Origin of the sequence: Micromonospora sp. NPDC050784, assembly GCF_044456765.1 — a bacterium.
GTDB lineage: Bacteria > Actinomycetota > Actinomycetes > Mycobacteriales > Micromonosporaceae > Micromonospora > Micromonospora foliorum.
Window position 1 is genome coordinate 70,799 of sequence record NZ_JBITGG010000014.1, and the last position, 25,736, is coordinate 96,534.

General features: G+C 69.8%; 23 protein-coding genes. 14 read left to right on the top strand and 9 right to left on the bottom strand.

Annotated features, from left to right (window positions below):
- Window positions 1-677 precede the first annotated feature (677 nt).
- The 3 genes from ACIBD9_RS20000 (at window position 678) to ACIBD9_RS20010 (ending at window position 2,391) form a co-directional block, all read left to right on the top strand.
- Complete coding sequence (locus ACIBD9_RS20000; protein WP_396719619.1) at window positions 678-881, top strand: hypothetical protein; 204 nt, start codon at window positions 678-680, stop codon at window positions 879-881.
- Window positions 882-1,077: 196 nt separating this feature from the next.
- Entirely contained in the window at window positions 1,078-1,686 is a 609-nt protein-coding gene (locus ACIBD9_RS20005; RefSeq protein WP_396719621.1) for a response regulator transcription factor, read from the top strand.
- Window positions 1,687-1,806: 120 nt separating this feature from the next.
- On the top strand, window positions 1,807-2,391 hold the full coding sequence (locus tag ACIBD9_RS20010; RefSeq protein ID WP_387174906.1) for a response regulator transcription factor: 585 nt from the start codon (window positions 1,807-1,809) through the stop codon (window positions 2,389-2,391).
- Window positions 2,392-2,411: 20 nt separating this feature from the next.
- On the opposite strand, the gene ACIBD9_RS20015 is transcribed toward ACIBD9_RS20010, so the two are convergent.
- The 5 genes from ACIBD9_RS20015 to ACIBD9_RS20035 all read right to left on the bottom strand — a co-directional run bounded on the left by ACIBD9_RS20015 (window position 2,412) and on the right by ACIBD9_RS20035 (window position 9,390).
- A complete protein-coding gene (locus ACIBD9_RS20015; protein WP_396719623.1) occupies window positions 2,412-4,193 on the bottom strand; it encodes an ATP-binding cassette domain-containing protein in 1,782 nt (593 codons plus the stop codon).
- Window positions 4,190-5,917, bottom strand: a complete 1,728-nt coding sequence (locus ACIBD9_RS20020; protein ID WP_396719625.1) for an ABC transporter ATP-binding protein — start codon at window positions 5,915-5,917, stop codon at window positions 4,190-4,192. The genes ACIBD9_RS20015 and ACIBD9_RS20020 overlap by 4 nt, the downstream gene beginning before the upstream one ends.
- 72 nt (window positions 5,918-5,989) lie before the next feature.
- On the bottom strand, window positions 5,990-6,109 hold the full coding sequence (locus ACIBD9_RS20025) for a SapB/AmfS family lanthipeptide (RefSeq protein ID WP_013734295.1): 120 nt from the start codon (window positions 6,107-6,109) through the stop codon (window positions 5,990-5,992).
- A gap of 5 nt (window positions 6,110-6,114) precedes the next feature.
- Complete coding sequence (gene lanKC / locus ACIBD9_RS20030; protein ID WP_396719627.1) at window positions 6,115-8,712, bottom strand: class III lanthionine synthetase LanKC; 2,598 nt, start codon at window positions 8,710-8,712, stop codon at window positions 6,115-6,117.
- 132 nt (window positions 8,713-8,844) lie between these two features.
- A complete protein-coding gene (locus tag ACIBD9_RS20035; RefSeq protein ID WP_396719629.1) occupies window positions 8,845-9,390 on the bottom strand; it encodes a carboxymuconolactone decarboxylase family protein in 546 nt (181 codons plus the stop codon).
- A 468-nt stretch (window positions 9,391-9,858) separates the two neighbouring features.
- On the opposite strand from ACIBD9_RS20035, the gene ACIBD9_RS20040 reads away from it, so the two are divergent.
- The 4 genes from ACIBD9_RS20040 to ACIBD9_RS20055 all read left to right on the top strand — a co-directional run bounded on the left by ACIBD9_RS20040 (window position 9,859) and on the right by ACIBD9_RS20055 (window position 14,054).
- Window positions 9,859-10,437, top strand: coding sequence for a hypothetical protein (locus ACIBD9_RS20040; protein WP_396719630.1), 579 nt, complete (start codon window positions 9,859-9,861; stop codon window positions 10,435-10,437).
- Between the two features lie 267 nt (window positions 10,438-10,704).
- Window positions 10,705-11,310 carry a lytic polysaccharide monooxygenase gene (locus ACIBD9_RS20045; protein ID WP_396719632.1) on the top strand — a complete coding sequence of 202 codons (606 nt, stop codon included), beginning with the start codon at window positions 10,705-10,707 and terminating at the stop codon, window positions 11,308-11,310.
- Window positions 11,311-11,598: 288 nt separating this feature from the next.
- The gene (locus ACIBD9_RS20050; protein ID WP_396719634.1) at window positions 11,599-12,756 is read left to right on the top strand and encodes a glutathione-independent formaldehyde dehydrogenase; all 1,158 of its coding nucleotides are present in this window, start codon (window positions 11,599-11,601) and stop codon (window positions 12,754-12,756) included.
- A 176-nt stretch (window positions 12,757-12,932) separates the two neighbouring features.
- Complete coding sequence (locus ACIBD9_RS20055; protein ID WP_396719636.1) at window positions 12,933-14,054, top strand: hypothetical protein; 1,122 nt, start codon at window positions 12,933-12,935, stop codon at window positions 14,052-14,054.
- Window positions 14,055-14,112: 58 nt separating this feature from the next.
- On the opposite strand, the gene ACIBD9_RS20060 is transcribed toward ACIBD9_RS20055, so the two are convergent.
- From ACIBD9_RS20060 to ACIBD9_RS20070, 3 genes are all read right to left on the bottom strand, one after another.
- Window positions 14,113-15,288: a zinc-dependent alcohol dehydrogenase gene (locus tag ACIBD9_RS20060; RefSeq protein WP_387174924.1), complete on the bottom strand. Its 1,176-nt coding sequence runs from the start codon at window positions 15,286-15,288 to the stop codon at window positions 14,113-14,115.
- On the bottom strand, window positions 15,285-15,773 hold the full coding sequence (locus tag ACIBD9_RS20065) for a hypothetical protein (RefSeq protein WP_387174927.1): 489 nt from the start codon (window positions 15,771-15,773) through the stop codon (window positions 15,285-15,287). Before ACIBD9_RS20065 ends, ACIBD9_RS20060 begins: the two co-directional genes overlap by 4 nt.
- Window positions 15,774-15,928: 155 nt before the next feature.
- Window positions 15,929-16,771 (bottom strand): aldo/keto reductase, encoded by an 843-nt coding sequence (locus tag ACIBD9_RS20070; protein ID WP_396719639.1) that lies wholly within the window; start codon window positions 16,769-16,771, stop codon window positions 15,929-15,931.
- 230 nt (window positions 16,772-17,001) lie between these two features.
- On the opposite strand from ACIBD9_RS20070, the gene ACIBD9_RS20075 reads away from it, so the two are divergent.
- The 6 genes from ACIBD9_RS20075 to ACIBD9_RS20100 all read left to right on the top strand — a co-directional run bounded on the left by ACIBD9_RS20075 (window position 17,002) and on the right by ACIBD9_RS20100 (window position 22,091).
- Window positions 17,002-17,583: a type 1 glutamine amidotransferase domain-containing protein gene (locus tag ACIBD9_RS20075; protein WP_396719641.1), complete on the top strand. Its 582-nt coding sequence runs from the start codon at window positions 17,002-17,004 to the stop codon at window positions 17,581-17,583.
- Window positions 17,584-17,795: 212 nt separating this feature from the next.
- The gene (locus ACIBD9_RS20080; RefSeq protein ID WP_396719643.1) at window positions 17,796-18,785 is read left to right on the top strand and encodes an SRPBCC family protein; all 990 of its coding nucleotides are present in this window, start codon (window positions 17,796-17,798) and stop codon (window positions 18,783-18,785) included.
- The gene (locus tag ACIBD9_RS20085; RefSeq protein ID WP_396719645.1) at window positions 18,782-19,957 is read left to right on the top strand and encodes a zinc-dependent alcohol dehydrogenase; all 1,176 of its coding nucleotides are present in this window, start codon (window positions 18,782-18,784) and stop codon (window positions 19,955-19,957) included. Before ACIBD9_RS20080 ends, ACIBD9_RS20085 begins: the two co-directional genes overlap by 4 nt.
- Window positions 19,958-20,148: 191 nt before the next feature.
- Window positions 20,149-20,778 carry a TMEM175 family protein gene (locus tag ACIBD9_RS20090; RefSeq protein WP_396719647.1) on the top strand — a complete coding sequence of 210 codons (630 nt, stop codon included), beginning with the start codon at window positions 20,149-20,151 and terminating at the stop codon, window positions 20,776-20,778.
- Between the two features lie 73 nt (window positions 20,779-20,851).
- Window positions 20,852-21,259: a DUF2267 domain-containing protein gene (locus ACIBD9_RS20095; RefSeq protein WP_396719649.1), complete on the top strand. Its 408-nt coding sequence runs from the start codon at window positions 20,852-20,854 to the stop codon at window positions 21,257-21,259.
- Window positions 21,260-21,377: 118 nt separating this feature from the next.
- Window positions 21,378-22,091, top strand: coding sequence for a hypothetical protein (locus ACIBD9_RS20100; RefSeq protein WP_396719651.1), 714 nt, complete (start codon window positions 21,378-21,380; stop codon window positions 22,089-22,091).
- 55 nt (window positions 22,092-22,146) lie between these two features.
- Here ACIBD9_RS20100 and ACIBD9_RS20105 read toward each other — a convergent pair whose 3' ends face one another.
- Window positions 22,147-23,235, bottom strand: coding sequence for a glycosyltransferase family 4 protein (locus ACIBD9_RS20105; protein ID WP_396719653.1), 1,089 nt, complete (start codon window positions 23,233-23,235; stop codon window positions 22,147-22,149).
- 424 nt (window positions 23,236-23,659) lie between these two features.
- Between ACIBD9_RS20105 and ctaD the strand changes: the two genes are divergently transcribed.
- Window positions 23,660-25,666 (top strand): cytochrome c oxidase subunit I, encoded by a 2,007-nt coding sequence (gene ctaD, locus ACIBD9_RS20110; RefSeq protein WP_396719655.1) that lies wholly within the window; start codon window positions 23,660-23,662, stop codon window positions 25,664-25,666.
- Window positions 25,667-25,736: the final 70 nt, after the last annotated feature.

Genomic DNA, 25,736 nt, shown 5'->3' on the forward strand with positions numbered 1-25,736 from the left:
CCGCGGGTGCCGATGACCGTCGCAGGGACAGGCTCGGTGCCCGGCTGGCAGGGTCCACCGGCGTCGTCGCCCCTCGCGAGGCCTCGACGGGGCCTCGGTGGTTGACGGGCGCGTCGCCCGAGCCCGTGTCGCTGCCCCGGGTCGGCGGCCCCCTCTCACCCCACGCGGCGGCGGAGCGCGAGAAGCTCCCGCCGGCCTCGGTAGCTCGCGCGGCTCACCGTGTCGACCGGTCGCGGCCGGCCGCTGATCCACCACGACGGCCAGCCACCGCCGTACCCGAGCCGCCCGCGCTGCCCGGGCCGGGCGATTCGCCCGTGGTGGGCCTGATCACCGCCCCGCTGCCGCACGTCGTCGACATCCTGAGCACGGTGCCGATCCGGCCAGTCGTCATGGCACTTCGTTGTGTCGCCGATGCCGTTCTGCCACCCGCTCTCGGCGAGGTGATCGTTCCGGCGGCGACACCTCCACCGCCCGCTCCCCCAGCGGTCGGACCGCCCGCCGTGCCGGTGACTCACCCGACGCCCGCACCGACAGTTGCGACGCCACCGACGGATCCGGCGCCTGCTCCGGTACGCGCCGCGGCGCCGCCAGCCCCGGCCGCGCCACCGCGGTTGTCCGTCCTCGGCCCCACGCGTGCCACGGCCCCGACGGGGCGCCTCGCCGCACACCCGGCACCGGTGGACGCGGAGGATGAGCTCTCCGGCCAGCCCGTCGCGCCCGCCGACCAGGATGCCGCTGGCGTCGACAACGGATCGACGCCCGGGCCGGGGCTGGTCCGACCGCTCGACCGGCAGTCGCACCTCGGTGCTGGGCAGCCCTGCGATCTCGTGCCGCTTCTGGTCGACACCCGAACTCCGTCGGCGATCGCCCGCCCGGGCTGAGGCGGGTCGACCGACCCCGGTGACTGGCCTCGGCGGCCTGTCCCACCGCTTGTCGGTCGACCAGTGCCTGCGCCCGTCCGCCGTGACGGTGCCGCGGGCCGATGCCCACCCGTCTGTAGCGCACGACCGCCCTGACCAACCGTGGATGTTCCGGGATCGCTGGCCGTCGTGACGCGTAGCTGAGATCGGAGAAAACGTGGTGATCCACGTTGTCATCGCCGAGGACATGGGTTTGCTCCGCGGGGCGCTCTGCGCCGCGTTGTCACGCGAGGAGGACATGGAGGTGGTCGCCGACGTCGAGGGTGTCGGCGAGCTGTTGACGGTGGTCCGGCGGTGCCGACCGCAGGTGGTGGTGCTGGCACTGACACCGGAGCTGCCCAACCCGGTGGAGGTGGTCGCCCGGATCCACGTCGAGGCGCCGCACGCCGCTGTGCTGGCGATGAGCCCCCGGTGGAGTCCGGCGCTGGTGGAGGCGGCGCTGGCGGCCGGCGCGCGCGGCCTGGTCGGGAAGGACAGCTCACTGGCCGAGTTGGTGCGGGCGATCCGCGCGCTCGCGGCCGGGGAGCGGGCGATCGACCCGGCCGCGGCGGTGGCGGTGCTGAGTCCCCCGCAGATGCCGTTGACGCCCCGGGAGATGGACGTGCTGCGGATGGCGGCCGAGGGTCTGCCCCTGAAGGAGATCGCCGTCCGCCTCTACCTGGCACACGGAACGGTGCGCAATCACCTGTCGGTGATTCTGCGTAAGACCGGTGCCCGCAACCGGTTGGAGGCGGTGTCGCGCGCACGGCGTAACGGCTGGCTGTGACCGTCGGGGGCGGGTCCGGTGGAGATGACCGGACCCGTCCCCGTCACCGTGCGGCCCCGCCGCACCCGTGTTTGAATGTTGACGTTGTGTAATCACCATCGGAGTGCGGGAAGGTTCATCGTGATCCGTACCCTGCTCGCCTTGGACGGTGCCCTGGTTCTGGGTGCGCTGTCGTTCGTCCTCGCCGCCGAGGAGGACATCCGTGTCGTGGCGGAGGTCGATCGCGGCGACGCGGTCTCCGCAGCCGTCCGCGCCCAACGCCCCGACGTGGTGGTGGCCGATTTCGACTTCGTCGAGGGAGTCGACCCCGACCACCTCGGCCGGTGCCCCGTGTTGGTGCTGGCCCACCCGCATCGGGCCCGGCGACTGCGAGGCATGTTCTGCCCGACCAGGGCGGTCGGCCTCCTGCGCAGTGACGCCGCCCCCCAGCGGGTGATCGACGGGATCCGCCGGCTCGCCCGCCGGGAGCCCGTGCTCGACGCGGATCTCGTGGTCGCGGCGCTGCGCTCGGACGGCCCACTGACCAGCCGCGAGACGGAGGTGTTGAGGCTGACGGCCGCGGGAGCGCCGGTCGCGGAGGTGGCGGCGTCGCTCGGGCTCACCCGGGGCACCGTGCGCAACCATCTCGGTCGGATCGCCCGTAAGGTGGGTGCGCGTACCCGGGTGGAGGCCGTGCGGATGGCGGGCGAGGCGGGCTGGATCTGACCGGCGCGGTCGCCCGGGGTTCAGCCCTGCCGCGTCGGCGCCGCCGGGAGTGGCACTGCCGACTCGTCCCAGCAGCCGACGAGCATTCGGTAGGTGGCCGAGCGGGTCAACAACTGTTCGTGCGTCCCCAGCACGGGCTCGTCGCCGTCGAGGACCAGCACCCGACCGGCCCGCAGCGCGGAACTGATCCGGTGCGCGATCACCACGAGACTGCCGGGCCGCCGGGCGAAGGCCGCCTCGACCGTCGCTTCCAGCGCCGGGTCCAGGTGACAGGTCGCCTCGTCGAGGATCACCAGCGGGGCGGGCGCCAGCCAGGCCCGGACCGCCGCGATGAGCTGCCGCTCGCCGGCGGAGAGCAGGGCCGGCGCGACCGGCGCGCCCAGGCCGCCCAGGCGGGTCGCCAGGGCACGCGCGCCGAGCGCGTCGAGAGCGACCTCCAGGGTGTGGTCGTCGGCGTCCGGCCGCAGGTAGCGGAGGTTGTCGGCGAGACTGCCGGTGAACACGTACGCCTCCTGGGGCACCAGCACTCGCATCCGGGCGAGGACGGCCGGCTCGACCTCGGCGACCGTCGTGCCGGCCAGGTGGACCGTGCCTGCCTGCGGCGGCACCAGACCGGCCATCAGGGCGGCCAGTGTGGACTTGCCCGCACCGCTCGGCCCCACCACGGCGAGATGGTCTCGCTCGGCCAGGGTCAGCGAGAAGTTCCGCAGGATGGGCCGGGCGTGCGGACCGTAGCCGAAGGTCAGTTCCCGGACCTCGACGGCTGACGAGCCGTCGGCGGGACCGGTGGACGGCCGGCAGCGGGGCGCCCGGGCGGCGGCGGGGACCGACGGGCGCCCGTCGTCGGGGACCGGGTAGGTGCGCAGGATGTTCTCCAGGGTGACCGCGTACCGGAGCCCGCCGCCGCCGAGACCCTGCACCAGGGTGTGCAGGGCCGGTTGCAGCCCGGTGGAGACGTAGATCAGCGCCCCCAGCACCGCACCGGCGGTGAGACCCCGCTCGACCAGCCACGGGGCGGTCACCATCAGCACCAGCAGTGGCAGCCAGCCGCCGATGCCGAGGCTGAGGCTGCGGATCGCCGCCATCCGGGCGAGCATGCGTTCGGCGGCGGCCTGCGCCGACACCCAGCGCTCCACGTCGGCCGTCACGCGGGTCTGGGCGCCGCAGGCCAGCACGTCACGGTGACCGGCCAGCGCGGTCGCCGCCGACTGGCCGAGCTGCTCACCGGCCCGGACGTATGCGCGCTGGTGCGTGACCATCGCCGGCAGCGCGGCGAGGAACACGCCCAGCCCGACGACCAGCGGCACGGCGGCCAGCGCCGCCACCACCGGTGCCAGGGCGAGCAGGCCGAGTAGGGCCGCGCCCGCGGAGAAGAGGAAACCGCGGGTCACCATCAGCAGACCGGCGAAGGTGTCACGGACGATCTCCATCTGGTGGGTCAGCCGGGTCACGGCCGCGCTGTCCGGACGGCCACCCGCCCGGGTGGCGTCGCGTAGCGCACCCCGGACCACCTGAGCCGCCACCTCGTCGCGGAACGGCTCGACCACGGCGCCGAGGCTCCGGTACGTCCGACCGGTGGCCGCCGCGCCGACCAGCACGGCCACGGCGAGGACCCCCAGCCAGGCCAGGCCGTTGAGGAGCCGTCCCGCCAGGAAACCCTCGTCGACGGCGCGGGCGACCAGATAGCCGGCCAGCAGCGCGGGCAGCGACTCGACAAGCGACCAGCCGCCGAGCCCGGCCAGCTCCCGCCGGCGGGCCCGCAGCGCCCGCCAGGTCACTCGGCGTACGCCGGGACGGCTCACGGCCCACCGCCGGCCGGCTGGAAGACCGCCCGGTAGTCCGGGTCGGCCCAGAGGTGCCGGTGCGGTGCCAGGCCGCGCAGCCGTCCGCCGTCCAGCCAGGCGACGAGGTCGGCCGCCGCGGCCGCCGCGGTCCGGTGGGTGACCACCAGTCGGGTACGCTCCCCGGCCCGCCCGAGCACCGCCTCGGTGATCCGGTGTTCGGTCGCGGTGTCGAGGCTGGACGTCGCGTCGTCCAGGATGAGCAGCCGCTCGGCGGCGAACGCGCGGGCCAGGCCGAGGCGCTGGGTCTCGCCCCCGGAGAGCGGTGTGTCCACCAGCGGGGTGCGGTAACCGCCGGGCAGACGGTCGATCACGTCGGCGACCGCCGCCATCCGGGCCGCCCGCAGAACCGCCGGCGTGGCCGGGCTCCGATCGGCTGGCGGCGCCGCCGCGTCGACCGGCAGCGCCAAGCCGATCGCGTCGTGGACTGTCGCGCCGATCAGCACCGGCCGGTCGAAGGCGTAGCCGACGGCTCGACGCAGCGCCGCCGCGTCGAGGTCCCGCAGCGGCACACCGTCCAGTCGCACCTCACCGCCGTCGGGGTCGTACAGCCGTCCCGCCACGGCCGCGAGGGTCGACTTGCCGGCACCGGACGCTCCGACGACGGCCACGGTTGTGCCGGCCGGCACGTCCAGGTCAATCCCGTCCAGGATGGTCCGGCCGTCGTCGGCGTACACGCACACCCCGCGCAGTCGCAGGGCGCCGCCGCCGGGTGGAAGGAGCCGATCGCCGGCACGCGTGGCAGGTTGCGTCAGCACCTCGGCGACCCGGTGTGCTCCCGCGCGGCTGCGGACCAGATGGTTCAGGGTGGCGAGCACCGCACCGAGCCCGGCGCCCATGGCCGCGTACCGGACCGCGGCGACCAGTTCACCCGGTGTGAGCCAGCCTGTGGTCAGGGCGTACCCGCCGACCGCGATGACGCTGAGGTTCAGCAGCGGCGCCACGGCCGAGGTGCGCGCACTCGCCCGGGCCAGCAGGTCCCAGGTGCGCCGGCCGTGCAGGTCCAGCTCCGGCAGGGCCGCCAGCACCCGGTCCTCCTCGCGACGGGTGGTGCCGGCGGCGGCGATGGTCCGGGCGCCGCTGAGCGACTCCAGCAGTCGGCCGGCGATGGTGCCGAGCACCCGTTGGTACCCGGCGGTCGCGGCGGAGGCGTCGGCCACGAAGGCGCGCATGAGAACGGCGAGCAGGCCGAGACCGGCGAGCAGGGTGACCCCGAGGACCGGTTCGATGATGGCGAGCGCGACGACGCTGCCGAGCGGTGGAAGCACCGCCACGCTGGCCAGGACCACGGCGTTGCCGGCCTGTCCCGCGTCGGCGGCCTGGCCGACCAACCGGCCGACGAGATCCCCCACCGGGTGCCGGCGGGTCGCGCGGACGTCCACGTTGAACAGGTGACGTAGGAGACGCCGGCGCAGCCCGGCGGTGGCGCGCGCCGCGCCGAACCCGCTGGCCAGGTCCGTCAGGGTGTCGACGCAGATGAGGACGACGACCAGGGCGCAGGCGGACACCGCCCACCAGCCGGAGCCGCCGGCGAGGGCGGCGTCGACGGCGCGGCCGAGGGCCGCGGGTAGCAACAGTTCGGCGGCCGCGCCGAGTAGCGCGACCGCCGCGAGTCCGGCGGTCCAGCCGCCGCCCGCCAGGACCGTCTGCCGCAGCAGCCTGTCCCCCACGGCGAACGTCGGCATCGGTCCTCCCGTTGGTACGCGGTTGCCCTGGGTGGGCACGTCTACCCACCCAGGGCCCCACGTGTGCGTGGATCAGTTGCAGGTCGTGACGGAGAGCGAGCTGTCGCCGCAGAGCAGCAGGCTCGCCCGGCTACCGCCACCGGTGCGGTCGGCCGGAGCCATCTCCAGGCCCTGGAGGTCCAGAAGTGCCATGTCGTTCACCTCCCTTCCATCCGTTCGCCGATCAGGTCGCCCCCGCTGCCGCGGGGGAGTCTCTTCGCGCCCGGCAGGGGCGCGAGGAAGGGCAGCGCCGGCGGCTGGTCGTGCCGCGCGCTGGCCAGCGCGTACAGCACGCCGGCGGTGCCGGTGCCGAAGTCCATGGAGAGCCGCAGCAACTGCTCACCGGGGAAGGCGATGCCCTCCCGGTACGGCAGCGCGTGCCAGGCCAGCCGATCCAGCTGCGCGCGGAGTTCGCGGCGGTCGGCGTCGTTCGTCGAGGCGGCGAGGTAGGCGATGATGCCGGCCCGGCCGGCGAAGAGCCCGGACTGCGCGTAGAACGGTGAGCGTGCCGCGCGGCGGACCCCGGCGCTCGCCTCGGTGAACTGGTCGTCGGCCCGGTGGCGCAGGTACTGGTCGAGGACCAGCCCGATACCGACACTGCCGTGTGCCAGGTAGGGCATGGTGCGCCAGCCCTCATTGACCTCGAGGGCGCCGTCCGGGCGCAGCACACAGCGGCGCAGATCCTGACGCAGTGCCGTGGCGGCGTGCCCCAACAGCTCCTCGTCGCCGCTGAGCTCGTAGAGCCGCAACAACATCAGCGCCGGGCCGGTCCGGCCGCGCAGCAGCCCGGCGTACGGGTTACGTCCGCCGCTGACGTCCGGGCCGGGGTCGTCGGCCAGCTGCCCGATCACCCGCTCGGCGGCCCGCCACGCGGCGTCGTGCAACGACACCTCCCCGGTACGCGCAGCCATCTCGGCCAGGTTGAGCGCGATCCCGGACAGTCCGCTGGCCAGGCTGTGGTCGAGCCCGTCCAAGGGTTCCCGCAGGCAGATGTCGAGAACGTCCAGCGCGTCCTGCCGACGTCCGAGGTGAGCAAGCGCGTAGGCGACGCCGTGCAGCCCGTCGTAGAAGCCGCAGCGGGTGCCGGACGGGGGTGCTGTCGCCCGCCGCACCAGCCAGTCTTCGTGCTCGGGCCACCGCCCGGCGCCGCTCTTGTCGAGCGCGTACAGCACTCCCGCCGCCCCGTGGGCGAGGTTGAGGCCGCCACTACGGAACTGCTCGATGTCACCGGGAAAGAGCCGGTCGTCGCGTTCGGGAGTGGCGCTGGCAACGATCGCCGTCGTCAGCCGGTCCCGCATGGTGCGGAAGTCATCCGCGCCGAGGGCTGCTCGTGGGTCCGCGGTGACCCGCGGCTGACCGGTGATCTCCTCGACCGCCGGGTCGAGGAAGGACCTCGGCACCGGGAAGTTCGCGGCGATGATGTCGGCCAGGTGGGTCACCTTCGCCGGGGCGAGCCGGACCAGCTGGGTCAGTGGCAGGAACAGCGCCAACCGCAGGCACGCCAGGGCGTACCGGTCGACCGCCGGCCCGCTGCGGTCGCGCGGTGCCGCGAAGCCCTGGTTGCGCAGCCCGGGTCGACGGTGCCCGGCGATCGGCGCGGCCACCTCGAAGTCGACAAGGGCGACCCGGTCGTCCGGCCGGATCATGATGTTGAACAGGTGCAGGTCCCCGTAGACCAGGCCGCGCTCGTGGATCGCCGCTACGACGGACTCGACCTGCTCGTAGGTCTGGCGGGCCCATTGGGCGTACGCGGCCCGGTCGCTGTCGGTCGCGTCGGCGTCGATCAGCGGGTACCGGTCGACCAGCACCTTGTTCAGCGGTCGGCCCTCGATGAACTCGAGCGCGAGGAACCGGTGCTCGCCGAGCGCGAACTCGTCGTGGACCCGCGGCACCTGCGGCAGGTCGGCGAGTTGCCGCAGGGCCTGCGCCTCGCGGGCCAGCCGGGCGACCGCATCGGTGCCGTCGGCGTCCAGGCCGGCGTGCGGTCGGGCCTCCTTCAGCACCACCTCGGTGTCGGTACGCAGGTCCCTGCCCACGTACAGCCCGCCGCCGTTCGAAAAGTGGATCACCCGCTCGATCCGGTACGGCACCTGGTCGGTGCTGGTACCGCTCCGGGCGGCCAGGTGCGGGCCGAGGAAGTCGGGCAGGGTGATCCAGGACGGTACGTGGAAGACGGGCTCCCGGCGGTCCGGCACCAGCGTGCCGGTGTCGTCCTCGATCGCCGGCACCACCTGGCCGTCTGGCGAGTGGCAGTAGCGGGCGGCGAAGCCGCCGTAACGCACGTGGACCGGGCCGGCGCCGTAGCGGAGGTCACTGAGGATGTACGGTCCGGTTTCGCCGGTGAGCAGCTCGTCGAGCTCCTTGCAGGCCAGCTCCAGCTCGGCGTCGTCGCGCGGGTAGACGGTGACGAACTTGCCGCTGGCGGCCCGGGCGGCGTACTTGGAATTGCGCAGCAGCAGCGTGCGCGGCCCGCGCAGGAACTTGAAGGACAGGCCGCGGGGGACGCAGTAGTTCCAGACCGCGTCCAGCACCCGTTCGGCGTTCGCCAGACCCGCCGAGATGTGAATCTTCCAGCCCTGCTGCGGCAGCGAGCCGCCGTCGGGCGCGTAGATCAGCCAGTCGTCGAGCGGCTCGCGGCGCCAGCCGTCCGGTATCGGCCGTTCGGCGGCCGGGAAGACGGGCTGTGCGACGGCGCTGCCGAGCGAGTCGTAGAACAGCGGGTCTGCGGCGCAGTAGCTGTCGTAGCGTTCGTCCACCGTCCCGCCGCCCCTCGAATCCGGCCGGCTGTTGTTCCGGCGTCGAATCGAGTCTCATCGACAGGACGGGCGGGCTCCAGTGCGCTTAGTCACGACGTTCGATGCGGGGTGCACAGGTACTCATGACATTAGTCAGGCCCGCCCACCGTAGACGGCGGCGCCCATCGGCTCGTCGACTTCCAGGTCCGTTACCGCGGCGACCCGAGCGATCATCATGTACTGCCCGATCACCATCAGGAGTTCGACCACCTCGCGCGGGGAGAGCACCCCGGTCAGTGCGGTGACGGTGTCGTCGGGCGGGCGGACGTCGCGGACGACTTCGGTCGTGAAACGCAGGACGATCCGCTGGTCTGAGGTGAAACAGTCGTCCCCGATCTCGTTGCGCCCGAGCGCGTGGATCATCTCGGCCGTGGCGCCGACGGAGCGGGCGATGGGCTCATGCTGGACCCACTCGTAGGGGATGTCGCTCAGCTGGGCAACTCGCAGGATCGCGATTTCGCGGAGCAGCGGGTCGAGGGCCAGGTCCGTGAGCAGCGTGCCTCCCCAGCGCATCCAGTCCGGAAACGCCGTCTCGGCGTTGGCCATGACGCGGAAGAAGTTCAGGGGACGAGCGGCCTGCAGCGCGTCACGGACCGGCGTCGGGACATCGGCAGGGTTCACATATGGCAGACGGCTCATATTTTCCCTTTACAAGCGGCAAATCGGGTGTTACGGACCATATCCGATCCCGGTTGCGCTCGCCGCGGATCTGTTCGGGGAGACCAGCGGCGGTACGGCGATGAGCATTCGTGTGCGTCGAAGGTCCGGGCCGCCCGGCCAAATCCACGCTGATGCCCGTCGATGTTGCCAGAGCGGGCCCAGACGTGTTGGAATGGCTCATATCGCCGCAGCGCGGGGGCAACCGCGCTGAGAACGGCCAGCACGGGAGCATCGCAGCGCCGGCAGCGCGCCGCCCTTGGCGGACGCCCGCCTGCCGGATCGCCGGGCCATCTCCACGACGACGGGCATAGCCGGGCAGTCATCCCCGCCCGCCGTCGGTATACCCCGACACGCGCCCCGACAGCCGACGCGCTCGACGCCCGACCCGCCGGGGGCGTCCGATTCGGCCTGCCAGCACCAGAACCGGCGACGAGGTGAGAAGCAATCATGATTTCCCGAGAGAGTCTCGCGGGGTGGTACCGAAACCGCTTCGTATGGGTGGCGGTGATCCTGCTGGTGGTGTCGGCCGGCGCGTTGGTTCTGGTCAACCGGGCCGACCCAGAGGCCGAGCCGGCGGACCTGCAAGCGCAGATCACGGCCCGGATGCGCAGCACGCTCGAACAGGCGGACCCGGGGCAGCACAACCACACCGGACACAGTGCCCAGCAGGCCGCCAGCACGGCGAAGCCGGCAGTGATCTGCGGGGTTCGCGTCTACGGCTACGAGCCGAGCGAGGTCACCGCGCTCGCCGATGTGCAGACGGTCTACGGCTTCCACCTCTGCGGGGTCGCCGAACAGAAGCGCCCCTGGGACGTGGCGGTCAAGCTGGCCGGCCCCGTGATCATGGACATGTCCACCGACCCTCCGGGCATCCAGGTGGTCGAGGCGACCGCCGAGGTCATGTTCACCGACCGGGTGCGGCAGATGCTCCCGCCCAAGTACGCGGAGTTGGCACTCAAGGAGGCGCTGACGGAGTCGGAGATGGCCGACCAGCGCCGCCGGTACGACGTCGCAGCCGGCCTTTGAGCATGCCGGGCGGCCGGCGGCGCGGTCGCACCCGCACCCCGATCCGAACCGGGCGGCTACGGACAGCCCGGTCAGCTCGATCCACATCCGACCATAAATAGATGAGTATTGATATCTAGCCCAATAGATGTAACAGTTGGTTTGGGAGCGTTCCCATACTGATCTGCAGTCCTGAAGAGCGGAGGATGAACAGTGCGTTCACTCAAGTCCGATCGATCCGGCGGACGATCCCGGTCACCCGTCCGTCGGTCCCTTCGAGCGCTCGTCATGGTGTTCGCCATCGTGGCCGGCATGCTGCCCTTCACCGGGGCAGCCCAGGCCCACGGCACGATCATCAACCCGATGAGTCGCGCCTACCAGTGCTGGAAGACCTGGGGCAGTCAGCACATGAACCCGGCCATGCAGCAGCAGGACCCCATGTGTTGGCAGGCGTTCCAGGCCAACCCCGACACCATGTGGAACTGGATGAGCCAGCTGCGGGACGGCCTCGCCGGCCAGTACCAGGCTCGCACCCCGGACGGGCAGCTGTGCAGCAACGCCCTGTCCAGGAACGACAGCGTGAACCAGCCCGGGGCGTGGAAGACGACCACCGTCAGCCGCAACCTCACGGTCCAGCTGTACGACCAGGCCAGCCACGGCGCCGACTACTTCCAGGTCTACGTGACCAAGCAGGGGTTCAACCCCGCCACCCAGAAGCTCGGGTGGGGCAACCTCGACCTGCTCACGACGACCGGGCGCTACGCGCCGGCGCAGAACATCTCGTTCAACGTCTCGCTCCCGGCACGCAGCGGGAACCACATCCTGTTCGTGCTCTGGAGGGCGTCGCACCTGGACCAGACCTACATGTGGTGCAGCGACATCAACGTCACCTGATTGGCACGACCGACAGCTACAGCACCACTCCGGCTCAGGGCGTTCGCGCCCTGGGCCGGGCTGTTCTTCCGGTAGCAGTCCGCCACCCGTGGCTGCCGAACAACACCCGCACGCCCAGGGATCGCAGAGTGATCAGCCGACAGGGAGGTCGATGGGTCCAGAGCAAGACGTCGTTGGGCCCCGATCCAGGGGGTGCAAACCGGCAATAAGGGTCGGAACGGTCTGCGAGGATGTGGGCGCCGGAACGGCATGGCTCAACAGCGAGCGGATTCTTCACGGGGGAAACAGATGAAGGCTGTCGTGTACGAGGGACCGAGGACGGTAAGCGTCAAGGAGGTTCCGGACGCGAGAATCGAGAGACCGACCGATGCGCTGATCCGGATTACGACGACGAACATCTGCGGCTCGGACCTGCACATGTACGACGGGCGCACCGACATGGAGCCCGGGCGGGTGCTCGGCCACGAGAACATGGGTGAGGTCATCGAGGTCGGCGAAGGGGTCGATCTAGTCAAGGTCGGCGACATGGTGTGCCTGCCGTTCAACGTCTCGTGCGGATCCTGCGCCAACTGTAATCAGGGTCTGACCGCGTTCTGCCTGGTGGCCAACCCGGCACCCGGCATGGCCGGCGCGGCCTACGGCTACGCGGACATGGGTCCTTACAGCGGTGGTCAGGCGGAGTTGTTGCGGGTGCCGTGGGCGGACTTCAACTGTCTGGTCCTGCCGCCTGATGCGCGGGACATGAGCAGGCAGAAGGACTACGTCATGCTGTCGGACATCTTCCCGACCGGCTGGCACGCGACCGAGCTCGCCTGCGTGCGGCCCGGCGACAGTGTGGCGGTGTACGGCGCCGGGCCTGTCGGCCTGCTGGCTGCCTACTCTGCGATCATCAAGGGTGCCAGCAAGGTGATGGTGGTCGACCGGCATCCGGACCGGCTGCGCCTGGCGGAGCAGATCGGCGCGATCCCGATCGACGATTCCCAGGCGTCACCGGTGGACCAGATCCTGGAGCAGACCAACGGGATGGGCGCGGACCGCGGCTGTGAGGCCGTCGGTTACCAGGCGCACGATCCGCAGGGGCAGGAGAAGTCGGGGCTGACGTTGAACAACCTCGTGCACTCCGTGCGGTTCGGGGGCACGATCGGCGTGGTGGGCGTGTACATGCGGCAGGACCCAGGAGCGCCGGACTCGCTGCAGAAACAGGGCAAGGTGCCGTTCGACTACGGCATGTTCTGGTTCAAGGGGCAGAGCATGGGCACCGGCCAGTGCAACGTGAAGGCCTACAACCGGCAGCTGATGAACCTCATCGAATCGCGCAAGGCCGAACCCTCTTTCCTGGTGTCCCACGAGCTCACGCTCGACGAAGCGCCAACGGGGTATCAGAACTTCGATGCCCGCAACGACGGCTGGACCAAGGTTCTGTTGCACCCCGACGGTCGAGGCTAGAAGAGCAGCCGCCTCCTGGGGGTCGCCGGGTGGGTTGCCGCACGTGCTGCTCACCCGGTGGCCCGGTCTGCCTGGTCCTCGTCGCCGAACGGCTCCGGGCGCTGCTCGGCGTTATGGCTTCCGACAGCCGGCATTGGTGATGATGGACGGCGACGAGCCCGGCTGGAGGAGCAGCGATGGCCCACAGCGAACAGCAACGCCCGGAGATCGTCGTCGGGCTGGTGGCAACCCCACCGGACCACCCTGCACGGGTGGCCGCGCGGCTCACCGACGAGCTGGCCAACCGGCTCACCGAGCGGGTGAGCGCGGACGTGCGGTGGACCGTGCGGGAAGGCTGGGGGGAGGTGGCGCCGCGCCGCGACGGTGGCGCCGAGGCCCTGCTCGACGATCTTGCTAGGCGGCGCGCCAGCGACGAGTGGGACGTCGCAATCTGCCTGACCGACCTGCCGCTGCACGCCGAACGGGTGCCGTTGGTCGCGCAGACCTCCGCCCGGCGCCAAGTAGCGGTGGTCTCCCTGCCCGCGCTGGGACTGGACCAGCTGCGAGCGACCCGCGCGGCCGTTCCGGATCTGGTGAGTCGACTGCTGACCGACGCCACCGACAGGCGGGTGCCGCCAGCCGGCTGGGCACCGGCCGAGATGACAAGCCGGATTCCCGCCGTCCACCGAGTGGTTGGCGAGGCCGACGCCGGTGAGCGGCGCTACGTCGCCTCGGGGCTGATCGGCCGGGTGCGACTGTTGACCGGCATGGTCCGAGCCAACCGCCCCGGGCGCGCGCTGCTGGGCCTGTCCAAGCTGCTGGTCGGCGCGTTCGGCACCGCCGCGTTCGCGCTCACCACGGACACCATCTGGCAGATGGGCGATGCGCTCGGCGGACTCCGACTCGCAGTGATCATGCTGCTCGGGCTGACCGCGTTGGTGGCCTGGCTGATCGTCGCGCATGACCTGTGGGAGAAACCAGACCGTGAGACACCGGCTGAGCTGGCACGGCTGTTCAATCTGGGTACGGTTCTCACCCTCACGCTGGCCACGGCCGTGTCCTACGTGGTGCTGTTCGTGGGAACGGCGCTTGTCGGGGCCCTGCTGATCGACACATCCGTGTTCGAACAGACCTTGCAGCGACCGGTCAGCTTCACCGACTATCTGACGCTCGCCTGGATCACCAGCTCGCTGGCCACCGTGGGCGGCGCGATCGGTTCCGGACTGGAGAACGAGGAAACGGTCCGGGCCGCCGCCTACGGCTACCATCCCGAACCCGGCGGCTGGCGGGACGAAAAAGGCGGGCAGCCACAGCGGTAGGCCAGCGAGGTCAGCTAGCTACCGGGGCGCAGGGTGACGGTGGCCCCGGCGGTACGGGTCAGCTGGTGGGCTGGAAGACGGCCCGAACGCAGCCGTCGAGTTTCCGTTTGAACATGTCGTAGCCGCGCGGCGCCTCGTCCAACGGCATGGTGTGCGTCGCGAGGTGCTCCGTGACCAGCTCGCCGCGGGCCATCCGTTCCAGCAGCATGGGAATGTAGCGCTGTCCGTGCTGCTGTGCGCCACGCAACGTCAGCCCCTTGTTCATCACCGCCCCGAGCGGGAACTTGTCCACCAGCCCGGCGAACACGCCCAGCACGAACACACTGCCGCCCTTGCGGCAGTTGTAGATCGCCTCCCGGGCAGCGATCGGACGGTCGGACTCGATCCGCAGCTGCTGCTTGACCTGGTCGTACCAGAATTGCGGACCGCTGCTGTGCGACTCCATACCGACCGCCTCGATGCACACGTCCGGGCCTCGACCGCCGCTGCGTTCCAGCAACTCGCCGCTGACGTCCTGCCGCTCGTAGTTCAGTGTCTCGACGCCGAGATGCGTCTCGGCCATCTGAAGCCGGTTGTCGAGTCGGTCGATCACGATCACCCGAGCGGCGCCGAGCAGCACGGACGCCCGGGCCGCCATCTGCCCCACCGCACCGGCGCCCCAGACCGCCACGACATCGCCCGATTTGACCCCGGCGAGGTCGGCGCCCATCCAGCCGGTCGGCGCGGCGTCGGAGGCGAACAGCGCGCGCTCGTCGCTCACCCCGTCCGGGACGGTGAAGGCACCCTGGTCCGCGTAGGGGACGCGAATGAACTCGGCGTGGCTGCCGGCGAAGCCCCCGAGTGCGTGCGAATAGCCGTAGCAGCCTCCGGGCGCGGAACCCCAGACGTTCTCGGTGATCATCGGGTTCGTGTTTCCGTTGTCGCACAGGGAGAACTGCTGTTGCTGGCAGTACCAGCACTTGCCGCAGGAGACGAACGAACAGACGACGACCCGGTCGCCTACCTTGTGGTTGCGAACCTGCGGACCGACCTCGACGATCTCGCCAAGGAACTCGTGCCCAAGGACATCGCCACGCTCCATGAACGGGATGTACCCGCCGAGCAGGTGCAGGTCCGAACCGCAGGTGACCGTCCGACGGACCCGGACAATGGCGTCCTGCTCGTTGCGGAGTTGCGGGTCCGGAACCTGCCGCACCGCGAGCTCGTTGGCTCCCTCCCAAACCAGCGCCTTCACAGTCGTCCCTCCCGCCGACCCTCTTGGGTGGCCATCCGCAGTGGCTTGTTCACCGGAGTCGGCTCGGTGGTGGGCGGATAGTCCGGGTGCAGGACTTCACTGGTCTCGATGAGCTGCTTCGACTCTCGCAGCGCAGCCCGGATCGCCTGCTCCGGGTCCCGGCCGGTGGCTCGTCGAGCGGCGGCGGCAACAGGTGGTCGGGCACCGTCGCGCAGCCGTACAGCGATCTCTGTCCCCCGGTCGCCGGGGGCGGGCCGCAGCTGGACCTCGACGGCGTCGCCAAGCCCGGCCAGCGGCTCGGGGAGCTGTCCGCCGGGGGCGACGTCACTGGCCGGTCGATTCACCGTCGCCACGTGCCACCGCGGCCGGCGACTCCGTGCCTGGCCTCGTCGCCGGTGGCCGTCACCCTGGTCAGTCCCGCCGAGCAGGCGCCGCGCGACCATCCCGCCGGCCACCACGACCGCTCCCCCGATCAGCAACCTCATGTCCGCCCCTGTCGCTTGGTCTGCTCGTGTGGGTCCCGTCGTTAATTGGCGACCTTCAGAACAAACCCTTTCATAAAGGGCGGGCCCCCGGGGCGATTCTGATACTGAGTGAGTTTCCGGTGGTCAGTTGACTCACGCCGAAATGGCCGCTGGCCCTACAACATCTCCAGCGGTTGTGGGCCGGCCGGCGGCGGGAACGCCGTGTCGAGTGCCGCCACGTCCTCCTCGGTCAGCTGCACGTCGCGCGCCTCGGCGTTCTCCCGGGTGTGTTCGGACTTCGACGATCGGGGGATGGCCGCGACCGTCTCCTGCCGCAGCAGCCAGGCCAGCGCGACCTGAGCGGGCGTGGCCTCGTGCCGGGCGGCGACCTCCGCCACCTGGGGGTGGCCGAGCAGTCGACCCTGCTCGATCGGCGAGTACGCCATCACCGGAATGCGGTGTTCGCGCAGCCATGGCAGCAAGTCGTACTCGGGACCGCGGCGCGTGAGGTTGTAGAGGATCTGATTGGTCGCGCAGGCGCTTCCGCCCGCCTCAAGGAGGTCGGTCATGTCGGAAAGATCGAAGTTGCTCACGCCCCACTGCCCGATGTCACCGGCGTCGACGAGTTCGGCGAACGCCTCGATCGTCTCCGCGAGTGGATGCGTGCCGCGCCAGTGCAGCAGGTAGAGGTCGATGTGGTCGACGCCGAGCCGTTGCAGGCTGCGGCGGCATGCCTGCACGGTCCCCCGTCGGCTGGCGTTGGACGGCAACACCTTGTCGACAAGGAAGACATCGGCGCGTCGTCCGACGATCGCCTCGCCGACGAGTTCCTCGGAAGCGCCGTTACCGTACATCTCCGCAGTGTCGATCATGGTCATGCCCAGGTCGAGCCCGGTGCGCAAGGCGGTCAACTCGTCCTGCCGCCTCGCGGGGTCGTCGCCGAGGTACCAGGTTCCCTGGCCGAGCACGGGCATGGTTTGGCCAGACGGTAGCTCGATCGCGTCGGCAGGCAGCGTCATGTCGACCTCTCCGGTTAACAGCAGGTGGTCTGGGTTACCCGCCGCGAGGGGCAGCACACGCCCGCCGCGGGCCTCTCCCGCAGGCAGTCGCTGTGCAGCGGGCACGGTCCCGGATTGTCCGCCCTCGGTCGGGCTTCGCTGCCCAGTTTGCCGGTTCCCGCACCGGGAAGGCGACCGCGCACTAGCGATGCGCCGCCGCCGGGGTGGCGCCGAACAGGGAGGCCGCAGCAATGGCGCAGAGCCAGCAGCCACTGACCGGCAAGCGAGTCGCTTGCCTCGCCGCCGACGGAGTGGAGGACGTGGAATACACCCAGTCCCGAGCCGCCGCGGAGCAGGCGGGAGCCGAGGTCCACCTGATCTCGTTGCAATCCGGCGAGATCCAGTCGATGAACCAGGACATCAACCCGGCCAACCACTACCGAGTGGATCGGACCGTGAACGACGTCAATGCGGCCGACTACGACGCCCTGCTGCTGCCGGGCGGGACGGTCAACCCCGACCGGCTCCGGATGAACCCGCAGGCCATGGACTTCGTCCGGGCGTTCTTCCAACAACAGAAGCCGGTGGCGGCGATCTGCCACGGCCCTTGGTCGTTGGTCGAGACCGGCATGGTCAACGGCCGGACCCTCACCTCGTTCCCCAGCCTGCGCACAGACATCCGCAACGCCGGCGGGAACTGGGTAGACCAACAGGTGCAGGTCGACAACGGCCTCGTCACCAGCCGCAGCCCCAGCGACCTTCCGGCCTTCTGCGCGAAGATGGTCCAGGAGTTCGCCCAGGGCGAAGACGTCCGCCAGATGGCGACGGCCTGACCAGTGGGGTTCAGGGCCGGGAGGATCAGGCCGGTCCTGAGCCCCGCCGCATCGGCTGCCCCGTCCGCCGAAACGCCGTCGCTCTCCACGCAGCGGCCGGTGGGCGGGTTGAGGTGGTTTCCGAGGGGTATCCGGGCCGTCACGGGTGTCGCGCCCCGGACCGTCCTGACCGGAATGCTCGGCCGGGTGCGACCGGAATACGGAGGCTACCGGTGACTCAACTAGCAACCCGAGAAGCAGCGAAGGCCAGGCAGGACGAGGTTCAGCGGCGGGGGCGCGGGCTCGGCTGGATGAGTCTCGGCCTGGGCGTGGCACAGCTGGCGGCACCGGACACGGTGCGCCGGATCAGCGGGGTGGACGACTCCGCGACGTCCAAGACGGTGGTGCCGCTGGTCGGGGCGCGGGAGTTGGTACATGCGGCCGGGCTCCTGACGAGCCGGCGAAAGAGCATCTGGGCGTGGACCCGGGTCGTGGGCGACGCAATGGACCTGGCCTCCCTCGGGGTGGCCATCGCCCACCGGAGCGGGCGCCGCCGGCGTCGCCTTGTCGGTGTCACTGGCGCCATCGTCGGAATCACGGTGGTGGACCTGCTGACCGCCGTCCAGGCCACCCGCGCGAAAAGGATCGGGGCGGTACGAGGCGTACGCGAAGGAGGACCCATGGAGCTGACAGCCACGACAACCATCCGCAAACCCCCGCCCAAGGTCTACGCGTTCTGGCGCGACCTGGACAACCTCCCGACGTTCATGGCCCATCTGGAGGAGATCCGCACCACCGGCGACCGTACGAGCCACTGGTCCGCCAGCGCTCCGTTCGGCACCAACGTCGAGTGGGACGCGGAGATTGTCGACGAGACGCCCGGCGAGAAGATCGCCTGGCGGTCGACCGGGAAAGCCGACGTGCCGAACGCCGGTACCGTCCGGTTCGTTCCCGCCCCGGACGGGGTGAGCACCGAGGTGCACGTCGTTCTCTCGTACGACATCCCGGGCGGCGCGATCGGCAAGGCAGTCGCCAGGTACTTCGGCGAGGAACCGCACCAGCAGCTCGACGACGACCTGCGCCGGTTCAAGCAGGTGATGGAGACCGGTCAGGTGGTCCGATCCGACGGCGCCCCGTGGGGCAAGCGAGCCCGCAAGGAGTTCCCGCAGCGTCCGGCGCAACCGCTGTCGGATGCCGAGCTCGCTAAGGGGGCGGACAAGTGAGGGCGAACACCTGGGCCGGCCGCAACAAGGTCAAGGTCCGTGACGTGCCGGACCCGAAGATCCTGAACGACCGCGACGCCATCGTACGGATCACTTCCACCGCGATCTGCGGGTCGGACCTGCACCTGGTCGACGGGTACGTGCCCACGATGCAGGACGGCGACGTCATGGGTCACGAGTTCATGGGCGAGGTGACCGAGGTCGGCCGGGGCGTCGATCCGGGTCGGCTGCGCGTCGGGGACCGGGTCGTCGTGCCGTTCCCCATCGCCTGCGGCGCGTGCGAAGCCTGCGCCGCCGAGCTGTACTCCTGCTGCGAGAATTCCAATCCCAACGCTGGGATCACGGAGAAGTTTTTCGGTCATCCGGTCCCCGGAATGTTCGGCTATTCGCATTTGACCGGCGGCTTCGCGGGCGGTCAGGCACAGTACGCGCGGGTGCCGTTCGCCGACATCGGCCCGCTGAAGATCGAGTCCGACCTGACCGATGAGCAGGTGCTGTTCCTCTCCGACATCCTGCCCACCGGCTACATGGGTGCCGAAATGTGCGACATCCAGCCCACCGACGTGGTGGCGGTATGGGGTGCCGGCCCGGTCGGGCAGTTCGCGATGGACAGCGCCCGGGTGCTCGGCGCCGCGAAAGTCATCGCCATCGACAAGGAGCCGTACCGGCTGCAGATGGCCGAACGGGCGGGCCACACGCCGGTGAACTTCGAGGAGGTGGACGTGCGGTCCCGGCTGCTGGAACTGACCGGTGGGCGGGGCCCGGACAAGTGCATCGACGCGGTCGGCATGGAGGCCAGCCACGGCAGCGCGCACGTGTACGCCTACGACCGGGTCAAGCAGGCCGTCCGCTCGGAGACCGAGCGTCCGCACGCGCTGCGGCAGGCGATCCTGTCGTGCCGCAGCGGCGGCATCGTGTCGGTGATCGGCGTGTACGGCGGCTTCCTCGACAAGTTCCCGGCCGGGGCGTGGATGAACCGGGCGCTGACCCTGCGTACCGGCCAGTGCCACGTGCAGCGCTACATGAAGCCGCTGCTGCAGCGCATCGAACGCGGGGAGATCGATCCGACCCGGGTCATCACCCACACCCTGCCGCTCGACCAGGCAGAACGCGGCTTCGAGATCTTCAAGAACAAGGAGGACAACTGCGAGAAGGTCGTCCTCAAACCCTGACGACCGCCCGTATCCGGCCACCGTGGCACGCCCGGTGGCCGAATACGCGTCTGTCCTGAGGTACAGGCCGCAGGACGCCAAGCATTCCCATCCGGGGCGACCAGCTGTTTGCCACGGACGACCCTGGGTAGGCGCAGGCGGTGAGCGAGCCAGGCGCAGAGCTAGGTACCCGGTCGGACACCAGCCGCGCCGTGGCGTTCAGCGACGCCATCTTCGCGATCATCATCACGTTGCTGGTCCTGGACCTCCGAGTGCCGGACGTTCCTCCCGGCCGCCTCCTGTCTGGCCTACTCAACCAGTGGCCCTCGTACGTCGCGTATCTCGCGTCCTACTCGTATGTGGCCGTCGTCTGGCTCAACCACAAGGCGGCGTTCAACCGCATTCAGCAGGTCGATCGCGGCCTGCACTGGATGAACCTGTTCGTGCTGTTCAGCACGGCGCTGCTACCGTTTCCGACCATCGTCGTGTCGCATGCGCTGCAGGAACACAACAACCAGGACCAGCGTGTGGCCATCGCCTTCTACGCGCTGATCGGCGCGTTGCTGTGCGCGACGTGGCTGGCGTTCTACCACTACCTCGCCCGGAACCCCGACCTGCTGAAGGACCAGGCCAGGGACGGCTTCTTTCCCGTCGAGCGGGTCCGGGCCATCGCCGGGGTCGTCCTGTACGTCCTCGCCGGGATGGTCGGTTATCTGGTGGCCCCCTTGATCGGCCTGGTCATTTTCCTTCTCCTGCCCGTCTTCTACGCGGTCACCAGCGCCGGCCTGTACCAGTTGCGGGTGACCCGACGTATCACCCACCGCCCTCCCCCACCACGGTGAGGGCGGGCGAACCGCCGTTTCACCCCGGCGGCGGCGGGTACCCGCCGCAATCTGGTTCGAGAGGGGATCCGAGGTGAACTACAGCGAGTTCATTCAGTCTGTGGCAGCGCGACCCAAGGTTCCGTCGGAGCAGGCGGAACCGATCACCCGCGCCACGCTCGAGACGGTGGCAAAACGGATCACTGGTGGCCAGGCAAGGGACCTCGCCTCCCAGCTCCCCGATGAGCTCCGAGGCCTGGTGTCCAGGCAAACCGAAGATCCGGAACGGTTCGGGTTCACCGAATTCCTCGATCGGGTGCAGTCCGGGGCAGGCGTGGATCGCCAGGTGGCCACCGACGGAGCACGGGCCGTGCTGGACACCCTGCGTGAGGCTGCCAGCGCGAAGGAGTACGGGGACTTTGTCGACCAGTTGCCGCAGGAGTTCTGGCAGTTGACCGGGCCAGGGTCGGGACAGCTCCAGCCCCGCCGGATCGGCACCTAGGCCACGCCCTCGCCGCGGTGGCGCTCAGACTGATCAGCAGGAGCCGAGGACCGGAGGCCACACACCGATGGCGGGCTCCATCCGGTCCGGACGTCAGGCGAGGCCCGAGGAGTGCGGGATGACCGAACCGGAGAGTCGTGACACGGGCGCACGGGAATCGCCCGCGCAATCGCACGGCCTTCCTCAGCCGGCCGGCGGGCACAGCAGCAAGACGATGTCCGACCCCGACGTCGTCCTCCAGATTCCGCAGGTCAAGGTCGAACAGATCTACGTCGAGGTCGACAATCTGGACGCCTCTGTTTCCCTGCGAGCCCGGCTGGGCAGTCTGCTCCAGCTCGACGTGGGCGTTCAGGCGCATCTCGGGACGGTGAAGATCGACATCAAGGGCGTCGAGGCCGAGGCGATGCTCGAGGTCCGGCTCGATGAACTCCGGGGCATTCTCGACAGTGCCCTCCGCACAATTGAGCGCAACCCACAGATCATCGAGTCGGTGGTGAAGACGGTGGACACGGCCGTGAACCAGGTCGGGCAGACAGCGCAGGAGGCGCTGGGGCCCAATGGGCCGCTGTCACAGACGCTGCAGCAGGCCACCGGGCAGCTCGGTCAACAACTTGGACAGGCCGCCCAGCAGCTCGGACAGAGCACCCAGCAACTGGCTCGGAACAGTGGGACGGCGGCAGGTGGCGGTGTGGATGGTCTCGGCAGCGTGCTGGGCAGGTCTCCGGCCCGAGCGGCGTGGCGACGGATGAAGAGAACCGTCCACAACAGTCAGCCTCTGCGGCAGGTCACGACGCGGCTAGCAGGACCGCAGGGGCAACCGCCGCAGAGCTGATCGACGTCTGTCGTGGTGGTGGCATAGCAGCTCGCCAGGTCCCGCCACTGCATGCCTACGTCTGACCCGGCACGGCGCTGGCCAGGAACCGCCGGTAGACCGCCTCGTAGCTGTACGCCATCCGGGTGGTCGAGAAGTTCTCCGCCACGTGCGCCACGCAGTCCGCCGGGTCGAGCTGCTGCACGGCGCGCAGCGCGTCCGGCAGTTCCTCGGACCGCTCGCAGACCAGCCCGGTCACCCCGGAGCGGACCAGCTCCGGCACCGCGCCTCGGGCGAGCGCGACCACAGGCGTACCGGTCGCCATCGCCTCCACCATCACCATGCCGAACGGCTCCTCCCACCGAATGGGCATGATCAGGCACCGGGCATCCACCAGCATCCGCAGGGTGGCCTCCCGGTCGGCGTTGAAAACCACTGTGACGTCCTCGCCGAGCATCGGCTCGATCACCTCGTCGTAGTACTGGCGTTCGGCCGGCTCGTTGCACTTGCCCGCGAGCAGCAGCGGCAACCCGGCCGCCCGGCACGCGCGGATCGCCACGTCCGGGCCCTTGTCAGGACTGAACCGGGCCAGCCACAGCACCGGTCCGGCGCCGGGTTCGGCCTTGTGCGGGATGCTCCGGGGGTCCAACGCATTGTGCACCGTCCCGGCCCACGGCAGCCCCGGGTTCAGCCGACGCTGCCCGTGCGAGATGGCGACCAGGCCGACTCCCGGGTCGGTGTCGCTGAGCACGTCGCCGTGCTCGCCCACCGGATTGCCGTGCACGGTGGCCACCGTCGGCACGGCGCGGCGCCCGGCCACCAGCGGGCCGACCACGGTGTGGTCGTGGATCAGATCGAAGTCCGCCGCCCCGATCAGGTGTTTCACTCGGGCCAGATGTGCGAGCTCAGGCAGCGACTCGCCGAGCCGCGCGAATTGCACATCGGGCGTGGTGGAGACGAAACTACGGGCCGCGGTGCCGTGCTGGTCGCCCGCGCCGAACAGGGTCACCGCGTGCCCGTGCAGCACGAGGGCGTCCACTAATCCGGCGACGACCTGCTCCACCCCGCCGTAGCCCGGGGGCGGCACAGGCAGCCAGGGTGGCACTACCATCGCGATGCGCAGTGGACGATCACGGGTGAGGGCACCTGCTTGGTTAACGACCATGAGTCCTCCGATCGGGGTCACCGGTACGCCTGGTCGACCGCTGGCTTCCCGCCAGACGGCACCACTAACCGGCCACTCAGTGTCACGGTAGCTGACTAATCAGTCACTCAGTGTCGATTCCTGTGCGTTAACCAGTCACTCACCGCTGCACAGTCGTGAGCGCCATGGTGCTGGCCGACCACACAGGATGGTCGCCCGCCCGTCGGAACTCCGCAGGCGCCGGGTCGCGGCCCGACGACGTCGTCGGTGACCGAGCGGGCACACCGGACGAGGTGCCGACCGGCGCTCGAATCCAACGTCACCACGACCACCAGTCGAACATCAACGTGCGATAGGAGGGAGTTGCCGGATAAGCGGGTTTCGTTGTGGTTCGACTCGTTTACGATCGTTGAGCGTCTTACGGAGCCAGGTCTCGGAGTGAGTCATGCCAAAGTCAGCGAGTACTGAGCCTGGTCAAGATCGTCCGGTGGCGATCCTCGCTCGGGCGGAGTTCGGCGGCTACCCTGGGCCGCTGCGTCGCGCAGTGCCCGGCAACACCCTGCTCAGGCTGCTCGCCACGACCGACGCCAAGCAGATCGGCCTGCTCTACCTGATCTCGTCGTTCTTCTTCTTCATCGCCGCGGGCATCGAGGCGCTGCTCATGCGCGGCGAGTTGGCCCGCCCGGGGATGCAGTTCCTCTCTCAGGAGCAGTACAACCAGCTGTTCACCTCGCACGGCACGATCATGATGTTCCTGTTCGCCACGCCGCTCGCCTTCGCTTTCGGGAACTACCTCGTACCCCTGCAGATCGGCGCACCTGACGTCGCCTTCCCCAGGCTGAACGCGTTGGCCTACTGGCTGTACCTGTTCGGCGGCCTGATGGTGCTCGGTTCCTTCATCAGCCCGGCAGGTGCTGCAGACTTCGGATGGACGGCCTATCCGCCGCTGAGCCAGGTGGAGCACACACCGGGGGTGGGCGGCAACCTCTGGGCCATCGGGCTGGTGCTCTCGGGCGTCGGCACGATCCTCGGATCAGTCAACCTGATCACCACCACCCTGACCCTGCGCGCCCCGGGGATGACGATGTGGCGGATGCCGCTGTTCACCTGGGCCATGTTCATCACCGCGTTGATGGCGATCGTGGTGTTCCCGCTGCTGTCGGCGACGCTTCTCGCCCTGCTGTCCGACCGCGTGCTCGACAGCCACATCTACGACGCCGCCAACGGTGGTCCGGTGCTCTACCAACACCTGTTCTGGTACTTCGGCCATCCCGAGGTCTACATCGTGGCGCTGCCGTTCTTCGGCATCATCAGCGAGGTGCTGCCGGTCTTTTCGCGGAAACCGCTGTTCGGCTACAAGGGCATGGTCCTGGCACTGTGGGTGATCTTCTTCTACTCCCTGAACGTGTGGGCGCACCACATGTTCGCCACCGGCCAGGTCCTCCTGCCCTTCTTCTCAGCGACCACCTTCATCATCGCCGTGCCCACGGGGGTCAAGTTCTTCAACTGGATCGGCACCATGTGGAAGGGGCAACTGACCTTCGAGACCCCGATGCTGTTCGCCATCGGGTTCCTCGTCACGTTCCTCTTCGGCGGCCTCACCGGCGTGCTGCTGGCCAGCCCACCGGTCGACTTCCACGTCCACGACACCTACTTCGTCGTAGGGCACTTCCACTACGTCCTCTTCGGCACCATCGTCTTCGCCGCGTTCTCCGGCGTGTACTTCTGGTTCCCGAAGATGACCGGCCGACTGCTCGACGAACGAATTGGCAAGGTCCACTTCTGGACGATGTTCGTCGGTTTCCACACCACCTTCCTGGTCCACCACTGGCTGGGTAACCGCGGAATGCCCCGCCGCTACGCCGACTACCTACCGCAGGACGGCTTCACCACCCTGCACACCATCTCCACCATCGGGTCGTTCCTGCTCGGCGCGTCCACCCTGTTCTTCATCTACAACATCTGGAAATCCTGGCGCTTCGGCGCCGCGGTCACCGTCGACGACCCCTGGGGGTACGGAAACTCCCTGGAATGGGCGACGACCTGCCCGCCGCCGCTGCGGAACTTCGACCGCATGCCCCGGATCCGCTCCGAACGCCCCGCCTTTGACGCCAAGTACGGCATTCTGGTCGCCGACCTCGGCCGTGACCTACCGCAACGCGCCGCCAAGCCCCCGCAGAGCGTCGGCGAGGAACTGCACCGCGAGAAGCACCTGCCGGAGGCGCCCGGTGTTGACGGTGCCCACCGCGGTCGGGCCGTGGCCAGCGACCAACAGACTCCACAGTCCGGTGCCCGTCCCATCGAGGTACCCGAGCCGGAGCAGACCCGCCGCCCGAGCTTCGAGCGGACCACGGAGGCCGACGAGAACCCGCTGGACTCTCAACGGGGTGAGGAGGCCCCGCCGCCGTGGCGCCATCCGGGCGACGAGGGCGAGGCGAGGGCCGGCAACTGATCATCCGCGACCCACCGGCGGTCGTCCTTGGACTCAAGAAGGACCATGGGCGGGCGGCACGTACGACCTG